Below are 8,346 nucleotides of genomic sequence, written 5' to 3' on the forward strand. Positions count from 1 at the left end.
GCATGGCGCAGCTGCGCGCGAAGTCCAGCTCCTTCTTATGGCGCTGGCCGTAGTCAAACGACAGGAGGCGGGTGAGGCGCTTTCGCCCGCGACCTTGTAGGCGAGCGTGACGGAATCCAATCCGCCCGAACAGATAACGATAGTCTTCATCCGGCTTCCTTGTTTTGACCGGGTAGGCTGCGACCGGATCGGCTCAGGTGCCGATAGACGTTTTGCGGATCACGCACGAACGAGAGTCATGCGCGAAGCGGACAGCAAGGCGTCCTCCGCCTTGCGGCGCAACGAATAGCCAGTGTTGCGCCGATGTCAATGACAAGTGCGCGGGCAATGGTTGCCCGCTTGATCCTCGTCGACCGCCGGCTCCACTATGCAGCTGCTGAGCGGGGCAGCGGACCTCACAGAGAAATGCTTGCCGAACTGGCGGCGCAGAATTGCGCGCAGGGTCGCCGAACTGATTGTTTCCATGAATGTCGCCGGCAAACTGTTGTGCACTGCAAATTTTCTCTTCGCAACTGCACAAAAATGTGGCACATGCTTCCATCCGCTGACGCAGGGGAAGGAGAAAAACCTGGTGAGCGCAACCGGAGGATCGAAGGCATTAACCGCCCCGGATATCGCGGCGCGGAAGGGGAAGACGCCGCTTGTTTGCTTGACGGCCTATACAACGCCTGTCGCCAAGCTAGTTGACGGCTATTGCGACCTGGTGCTGGTCGGCGACAGCGTCGGCATGGTGTTGCACGGCATGCCTACGACGCTTCGCGTCACGCTCGAAATGATGATCCTTCATGGCAAGGCGGTGCGGCGCGGGCTTCAAAGCGCCCTGATGGTCGTGGACATGCCCTTTGGCTCTTACGAGGAAAGCCCCGCGCAGGCATTCCGCAATGCGGCCCTGGTTATGGCCGAAACCGGGGCGACGGCGGTCAAGCTCGAAGGCGGCGAAAGCGTCGCGGAAACGGTCCGATTTCTGACCGGACGCGGCATACCCGTGATGGGCCATGTCGGACTGACGCCGCAGGCTGTCAATGCTTTTGGCGGTTATCACATCCAGGGACGAGGCGAGGATGCCGAACGGATCCTGCGCGATGCAATGGCGGTGGCCGACGCTGGCGCGTTCGCCGTCGTGCTCGAGAAGATACCGGAAGCTCTTGCTCGGCTGATTACAGAGGAAACTGCGATCCCCACAATCGGTATCGGCGCATCGCCGGCCTGCGATGGTCAGATCTTGGTTGTCGATGACATGCTCGGCTTGTTTGGCGCCTTCCGGCCACGATTCGTCAAACGCTATGCAGAGCTCGGAAAGGACGCCGAGGCAGCGATCGCGGCATACGCAAAGGAGGTGCGCGAGCGCTGCTTTCCAGCCGCCGCTCACGTCTTCGGCCCTGAGCCGGGCACAGTCAGTGGAGGAGAAGGCGCATGAGCACCGCGATCGTCCGGATCGTCTCCGAATTGCGTAGCATCGTTGCTGCCTGGCGCCGCGAGGGCCTAAGGATCGCCGTTGTGCCAACCATGGGCGCACTGCATGAGGGTCATCTCAGCCTCGTGCGGGCCGCGCTGGCCAAGTCTGATCGGGTGATCGTGACACTGTTCGTCAACCCGAGGCAATTCAACAATGCCGGTGACCTGGCTGCCTATCCGCGCACGGAACACGATGACGCCGCCAAGCTCGCATCTGTTGGCGCCGATATTCTTTATGCTCCTGATGCGGCCGACATATATCCGCCGGGCTTCGCGACCACAGTTTCGGTCGGCGGTCTGAGCGACGGGCTCTGCGGCACGTTTCGTCCCGGCCACTTCGATGGCGTTGCGACCGTGGTCACGAAGCTTCTTCTGCAGAGTGGGGCCGATCTGGCTTTTTTCGGCGAGAAGGATTTTCAGCAACTTCACGTCGTGTGCCAGCTTGTCCGTGACCTCGATATCCCAATCAAGATCATCGCTGGCCCGACGGTCCGCGAGGCCGATGGCCTGGCATTGTCGTCGCGCAACGCGCGCCTGTCTTTGGCTGAGCGCCAAAGGGCGCCTCGGCTGGCTGAAATACTGGTCCAAACTGCTAGGCAGCTGAGTTCAGGAGAATCTGTAGAGCATGTGCTGACTGTCGGCCGAGAGGCGATCCTCGCCGCCGGCTTCTCCAAGGTCGAGTATCTTGAGCTGCGCGCGGATAGCGACCTTGCCTCAATCGTCACATTAGATCGACCAGCGCGACTGCTTGTCGCTGCCTGGCTTGGCCAGACGCGGCTGATCGACAATCTCCAGGTGGCGTTGCCGCGTCCCGATGTGTTGCATCAAGCCGCCGCCTGAATCGAGAGGAAGTGGCAGGAACGCGCTGGCATCAAGACACGCTTGGCGCTCCGCACGTTGCCTGTCAGACGGGCGCCACAGTGACGGGGATGGCCAGGGCCCTTTGATGCGCGCCGTGCGGTTCATATGCCGTCACTCGCAAGCTCGGCTGCGTCGTCTATTGTCCCGTAGAGTTCGTCGAGTTTGTCCGATATCACGCAATAAGGCGGTAACACGTAGATGATGCCGAGCGGTCTTACCAGCAATCCGCGCTCGAGCAAGAAGGCGTGCAGCCTTGGGCCTACCTCGGCCAGATAGCCGGCACTGCCGACGCGCAGGTCGAGCGCGGCGATGGTGCCGGGGGTGCGGACATTGTCGAAACGGGGATCCCCGTTAAACCGCGCAACCTTCTCCGCTTGCATCCGCGACAGGGCTGCCGCACGCTCCGCCACGGGGTCATCCTTCCAAATGGCCACATTCGCCAATGCCGCCGCGCAAGCGATCGGGTTCGCAGTGTAGGAGCTCGAAGAAGGTCTTGGCGCGATCCCTGGAGAAATGCCCACGGAAGATTTGATCAGTGGCAAGCGTCGTCGCAAGCACCAGGGGTACGTCCCAGGCTTCGTGCCTTCGAATGAAGGCGATCGTCGCCTGCGTGATCTCGGTGAGGCTCATTTATGTGTCTTCCCGCCTGCCGTTCGAGGTTGTCGCCCCGTAACGCACGGCGTCGGACATTGGTGACAGCTTTGCCTCGTCGAACCATCGGCAAACCGTGGCTGAGGTAGCCGAGCGCCATGCCGCTCTGCAGGGCAGTGAGTCTTATCCTCATCTCGCACTTTCTATCGAGCGGTCGACAAGCGCGGGCCCCGGCAGCGAAGTTCAGCCTGTGCCCTTTGTATCGCGCCCACAGGTGGCGAAAGAGCGCTGAACGGGTGCTCTCACCGTTTCGAATCCTCCGCAATTGGTGCGGGTCGGCCCAAACTGGGAAGCTGCAGGGCCACAAGGGGACTATTGCTGCAGCCCTTGAAGGGTCACCGTCCGCCCAATACGTTCTGCGATGATCGCTAGGCGCCTTCCGCAAGTTGAGGGTAAAGTAGGTTGGAGAGAACGGTCGAATGCGGAGGATTTCAACAGTTCCATTTTCATGAAGCGTGCAACCTACATCGTAGAAGAGATTACGAGCCTTGCGGACGGCGTCGATGTCGTCAACTGGCCCGAGATGAAAGAGACCTGACGCACCAGACCGCCCTTCGGGCATGCTATATGCATTTGCGTCTGGGGGAGCGGCTCATCAAAATTGAGACGATCAGGAAACCGATGCCGCCGGCTGTTCACATCAATGTCTCTGCTGTTCAATCCAAAACACTTTCGATCGCCGGCAAGTAACGCTAAGAAACGCAAGCCCAAGCTCCCCCCAGCAGGCCACTCGCAACGGATGCTACCCGCGACAACGAGCTTGAGCTCCTTGTCGAGGAGAGATTGATCGTCATGCCTTCGACCGAAGAAAACGCATCCACGGGGTTGCTGGCCCCGCTGAAAAATCCGACCTTTCGTTCGATCTTTCTGGCATCTCAGCTTTCTAGCCTCGGCTGGCTGATGCAAACGGTGGCGCTCGGCTGGCTCATGGCCACCGTTTCCAGCTCGGACGTTTTGGTGGCCCTGGTGCAGGCCTCGTCGACCTTGCCGGCTTTTTTCTCGCGGTGTTCGTCGGAGCCATTGCTGACAACTATAGCCGTCGCATGGTGATGATCGTCGGTAGAAGCCTGATGATGGCCGCCTCTGCGATGCTGACGATCCTCATGGCCTTTGGCATCCATGATCCATGGATGATTCTCGCCTTCAGCTTTCTCGATGGTTGCGGTATCGCTCTCAGCGATCCCGCCTGGCGAGCCTCAATCGGCGACATACTGGAGCGCCGCCATCTGCCGGCGGCCATCACGCTGCTCAATGTTGGATTCAACACCGTGCGCAGTGTCGGCCCCGCGCTGGGCGGCATCATTGTTGCCGCGTTTGGGCCTCTCGTCACATTCGCCCTCACTACCCTGGGCTTCGCTGCGCCTCTCACTGCTTTATGGCGCAATAAGTGGAAGGTCCACACTTCATCTCTGCCGCGCGAAGCGCTGATGACAGCCATCTACGATGGTCTGCGCTTCACTGCCATCTCCTCGGAAATCAAGTCGACGATCGTCCGCGGGACCCTGTTTGGGTTTGCAAGCACCTCCACACTTGCCCTGCTGCCGCTGGTTGCCCGCGACATCCTGAAGGGCGGTCCAGTCGCCTACGGCATCATGATGGGCGGCTTCGGCGCCGGCGCACTTTCGGCCGGGCTCATGAACCCGACTCTCAGGCGAACGCTCACTCAGGAACGGTTGGTGGTCCTCGCCTGCATTGCATGCGCCCTATGTGAGATCTCACTTGCGCTGACGTCGTCGCTTGCCATCACGACGATCTGCCTTGCCCTTGGCGGCGCAGGCTGGGTAACGGCATGGTCGGGACTTGGCGTGAACGTGCAACTGGCAAGCCCGCGCTGGATCGTTGGACGCACGATCTCAATCTATAGCGCGTTCACCTATGGCGGTATCGCCGCCGGCAGCTGGTTTTGGGGCGCCGTCGTCCAAAATTACTCGCTCCCCTCGGCCATGGCCTGGTCCTTCGTCGCAACGCTGGGGGTCGCGGCTCTCGGCTTCAAATTGCCGATCAGCAATCGTTCCGAATCGGAACTCGAACCTTCTGGAGGCTTCTGCGCGCCGGCCGTGGCACTTGATCTGAAACCACGAAGCGGCCCCATCCTTGTCACAACGGAATATGCGATCCTGGAGGAGGACGTGGACCAATTCCTCGAAATCATGCAGAAGCGCCGCTACGTCCAAAGCCGCGTTGGCGCGCGGCAATGGACACTCACGCGCGACGTTCAGCAGCCATCACGATGGGTCGAGGCGTATCGTACTCCAACGTGGACAGACTATCATCGTCTCCATCACCGCCTCACGGAGGCGGATAAGGAACTGGAGCAGGCACTCCTGAAACTTACTGCAATAACGACCCCGCCGCGAACAAACATCTTGGTCGAGCGGCCTGCCGGCGCAGCGCGCAAATCTTATTCGCCGATGGCCTATGTATCGCACAAATGAGATGCGCTTTAGGGAAGCCTCTATGCGCCGGGTGTCTTTCCGGCGTGCGGTTGACGGAAGTGCCTTGGCGCGGGAGGCTCGCACCAGTAGCACGAGCGTCGCATTAAATGGTTGTGAGTTCTTGCCAAAGTGCGACTATGTGGCTGAGGCGGGGTAGCGCGTTCACCGATTGGCTGACAGTATCGGCACACCTGGTGAAGGTCGCGATGCTCGATGGACAATGGATCGGCGTCTCACGGAAGCCATTTGCGAGCGCAGCGGTTGGTCTATGGCGCCTGCGGATCGCAGATCCATGTCTGAACGCCGTGCCCGGTTCTGAACGAAGGCCCTGTGCCGCGGGGTGATCGTTCGAAGGGCGGACTGGGGAAGGAACCGAGGATGTCAATTATCGCGCGCGATTGCCGGTCGTTGTCACGGCAGGCTGGATTACGAGCCGAGCAACGTCACGACGCGTCGCCAAATTGCCGCCTTGGGCGCCGCCGCAGGTATCCGATCTTCTCGAACCGGGTGAAGCGCTCGTGAACTTCTTTGCGTTGCGCGGAGACGAAAGCAAGGCGTTTTTGGCGGCCCTGCGCCAGCGCCCCGGTCGCGACCACGAAAAAAGGCGATGATGAAGATGAGACCGAGGAATTTCTGAAGCGTCCGCATTGCAATCCGCCATCCGTTACACTGGCAACGCTTCAGAAGTCGGAACATTTCCCAAACCGCACAAATTCGGGCTCCGCAAAAATGATGCCTATGGCTTTGTGACGTCCTGAATGGCGGACAGGAGCCACTGTCCTCCAGCCTCATGGGTAAAGGTCCATAGCTCCGTCGTCTCGACCGGATTGACGGGATCGCCATCTTCTATCGCGGACGTCTGACGATTGCGCGTGACATCAACAGCCGACCAATGAAGCGCCACGGTCGCATAGTCGCGCGTACCCTCCCGCCATGCTTCGGCGACTTCACCGTTGAGGAATCGAAGATTTGATACCTCGTTCTTCAATCCCTTAGTCGCGTTGTCGGCCAACTCTTCGGAGAGGTAGGAAACCATTTCTGGCGTCGTCAGCCGGCGCAGCCCCTGATGGTCCTCGCGGGTGAACGCCGCCTGGACGTCCGCGAGAAGACGTTCGAAGGTGGAAAGGTCGCTTTGGGTGATACCGATTTCGTCCGTGTTGGATGCGCCATAGGCTGCCGCCGCGGCGCCGGCGGCGGGCGCTGTGTAGGCTGGCGCTCCTGTTCCATAGTTTTGTTGGCCGCTTCCGGCTGCAGCGGCAGAGCCGTTGGTTCTGTTGTAAAAACGCATCGCCAGCATGATGAGCCCGCCAATCAGCAGCAGCTGGAGGATGAAGCTAAAGCCGCCACCCAAGCCGCCAAATCCATGGCCAAACAGCATTCCAAAGATGCCATTGAAGATCAGCCCGCCAATGAGACCGCCAACGAGCCCCCCGCCAAACCTGCTCCAGAAACTCGGTCGCGTCTGAACAGGCAATGGCTGCACCGGTGACGCTGGACCTGGCCTGTTTGGCGTCATCGAGCGCTGAACTGGCGTCATCGAGCGCTGAACTGGCGTCGTGGACGGTGCAGTGGCGGTAGGGGCCGGCGCCTGGTATGTCCGGCTTCCGCGGCTGCCGAAGCTGCCGCCTCTGCGTGCCTCCGACGGATTGACCGACAAAATTCCAAAGGCCGTCGTCAATATCAACAGCATCGAGAGAAATCTGAAGGGCTTAATCATTTTCAAGGCCTGACGACGTGGAGGATGAGCGGTATTTTCGCCTCGGGCGGTGCAAAGTGCCTCGAAGATGGAAATACAATGAAGGCGATTCAAGCCGCGTCCGTCCAGATTACAAAACCGTAAGACTGGCGCAAAGAAATGGACAAACGCCTGAGTGTCATGTCCAGAGATGAGAGATGCGCGCAGGTAATCTGCCCTTACCGATTTTTAGGACCCGGCAACCCCGCTACGCTTGATCGGACATAGTCGCCCGCGAATCGATGAGGCCACTTGTCCTGGCACGTAAGCGACGCAGACAAGTAGCCGTAGCAGGGGAGTGGATATGGTCTTCGGTTGAAGGAGCACCTCGGCAAAAAATTCGACGAAGAAGTCCAACTCCTAAGGTGCTGGCAAAAGGACAAACGAGGAGTTGGCGCACTCGGGCCGACTTCTTGTCATGCCGCGCGCCGTATGGCCAGTGTGATCAGGCCAGCACTCGTTGCTTGAGCTTGGCGCAGGAACAGGGGTGATCACCAAAGCCATTCTGGAAAGGGGCGTCGAGCCGACGTCAGCTGATTTCAATCGAATATTCCAAGGATTTCTATAACCGCCTGACGCGACGCTTTTCAACCCGACGCGCCATGATCTCAGCTGTCACCGTATACTTCAACGCCGCTTGAGCAACCCGCCGCTGCCCGGCCCAGGACCGGCGACCTGAAATCGTGAAGCTCGCCTGGTTGGCCTTCGCGCTTTCACTGCGAGGCGCGAAACCTCCGGTCAGAGGAACTCGGCTATTAGCTGAAATTCCAGCTGGCGCGTTCCCGGTTTCAGCGTCAGATATTTTTCGATTTCCCTGAATAGCGTTTGGATATCGGCCCAAAGGCATGTCTATATAGATAAGTCGAGATGGCATGTCTCGGTGCTTCTCAGCTTCTCTATCGAAATTCGCCTGGACCTCGTCATTAATCTGCTGCACCTTCTGCTCGCCGGCATGTTCAGTCAGCTCTTCCGGCTCAATGACGGTTTCGATCTGATCCAGATGGGCGCAAAGCCATTTCTGAAATCCTGGCAGGCCTTGAAGCGGATCGTAGACACCACCGAGGACAGCTATCCAGTGGATGACTGTTTGACGATGCACTGAGGAAGTTTTCACGCACCGACATCAGAGTACGCGCCGGCGCGCTCCGCTCAGTCATTGTTTCCTTACCATTGTCGGTAAAGAAGAATGTCGTTCTGCCTTCCTGATTG

Annotated in this window: 5 protein-coding genes and 3 pseudogenes; 4 read left to right on the forward strand and 4 right to left on the reverse strand. The window is 59.4% G+C overall.

Going from position 1 to position 8,346, the window contains the following annotated elements:
- Nucleotides 1-150 (reverse strand): annotated as a pseudogene (locus ACWGS9_RS33475) (7-cyano-7-deazaguanine synthase); the annotation flags it as partial.
- Between the two features lie 421 nt (nt 151-571).
- On the opposite strand from ACWGS9_RS33475, the gene panB reads away from it, so the two are divergent.
- Nucleotides 572-1,417 (forward strand): 3-methyl-2-oxobutanoate hydroxymethyltransferase, encoded by an 846-nt coding sequence (gene panB / locus ACWGS9_RS33480; RefSeq protein WP_454509240.1) that lies wholly within the window; start codon nt 572-574, stop codon nt 1,415-1,417.
- Nucleotides 1,414-2,295, forward strand: a complete 882-nt coding sequence (gene panC, locus ACWGS9_RS33485) for a pantoate--beta-alanine ligase (RefSeq protein ID WP_454509236.1) — start codon at nt 1,414-1,416, stop codon at nt 2,293-2,295. Before panB ends, panC begins: the two co-directional genes overlap by 4 nt.
- A gap of 122 nt (nt 2,296-2,417) precedes the next feature.
- Here the strand turns inward: panC and ACWGS9_RS33490 are convergent.
- Nucleotides 2,418-2,871, reverse strand: a pseudogene (locus ACWGS9_RS33490) (aminotransferase class III-fold pyridoxal phosphate-dependent enzyme); the annotation flags it as partial.
- A gap of 888 nt (nt 2,872-3,759) precedes the next feature.
- On the opposite strand from ACWGS9_RS33490, the pseudogene ACWGS9_RS33495 reads away from it, so the two are divergent.
- Nucleotides 3,760-5,402 (forward strand): annotated as a pseudogene (locus ACWGS9_RS33495) (MFS transporter).
- A gap of 736 nt (nt 5,403-6,138) precedes the next feature.
- On the opposite strand, the gene ACWGS9_RS33500 reads toward ACWGS9_RS33495, so the two are convergent.
- The gene (locus ACWGS9_RS33500; protein ID WP_454509237.1) at nt 6,139-6,876 is read right to left on the reverse strand and encodes a TIM44-like domain-containing protein; all 738 of its coding nucleotides are present in this window, start codon (nt 6,874-6,876) and stop codon (nt 6,139-6,141) included.
- An 82-nt stretch (nt 6,877-6,958) separates the two neighbouring features.
- Between ACWGS9_RS33500 and ACWGS9_RS33505 the strand changes: the two genes are divergently transcribed.
- A complete protein-coding gene (locus tag ACWGS9_RS33505) occupies nt 6,959-7,132 on the forward strand; it encodes a hypothetical protein (RefSeq protein ID WP_454509238.1) in 174 nt (57 codons plus the stop codon).
- Nucleotides 7,133-7,699: 567 nt separating this feature from the next.
- Here ACWGS9_RS33505 and ACWGS9_RS33510 read toward each other — a convergent pair.
- The gene (locus ACWGS9_RS33510) at nt 7,700-8,251 is read right to left on the reverse strand and encodes a hypothetical protein (protein WP_454509239.1); all 552 of its coding nucleotides are present in this window, start codon (nt 8,249-8,251) and stop codon (nt 7,700-7,702) included.
- Nucleotides 8,252-8,346 lie beyond the last annotated feature (95 nt).

This window comes from Mesorhizobium sp. Arg314, from assembly GCF_053714275.1.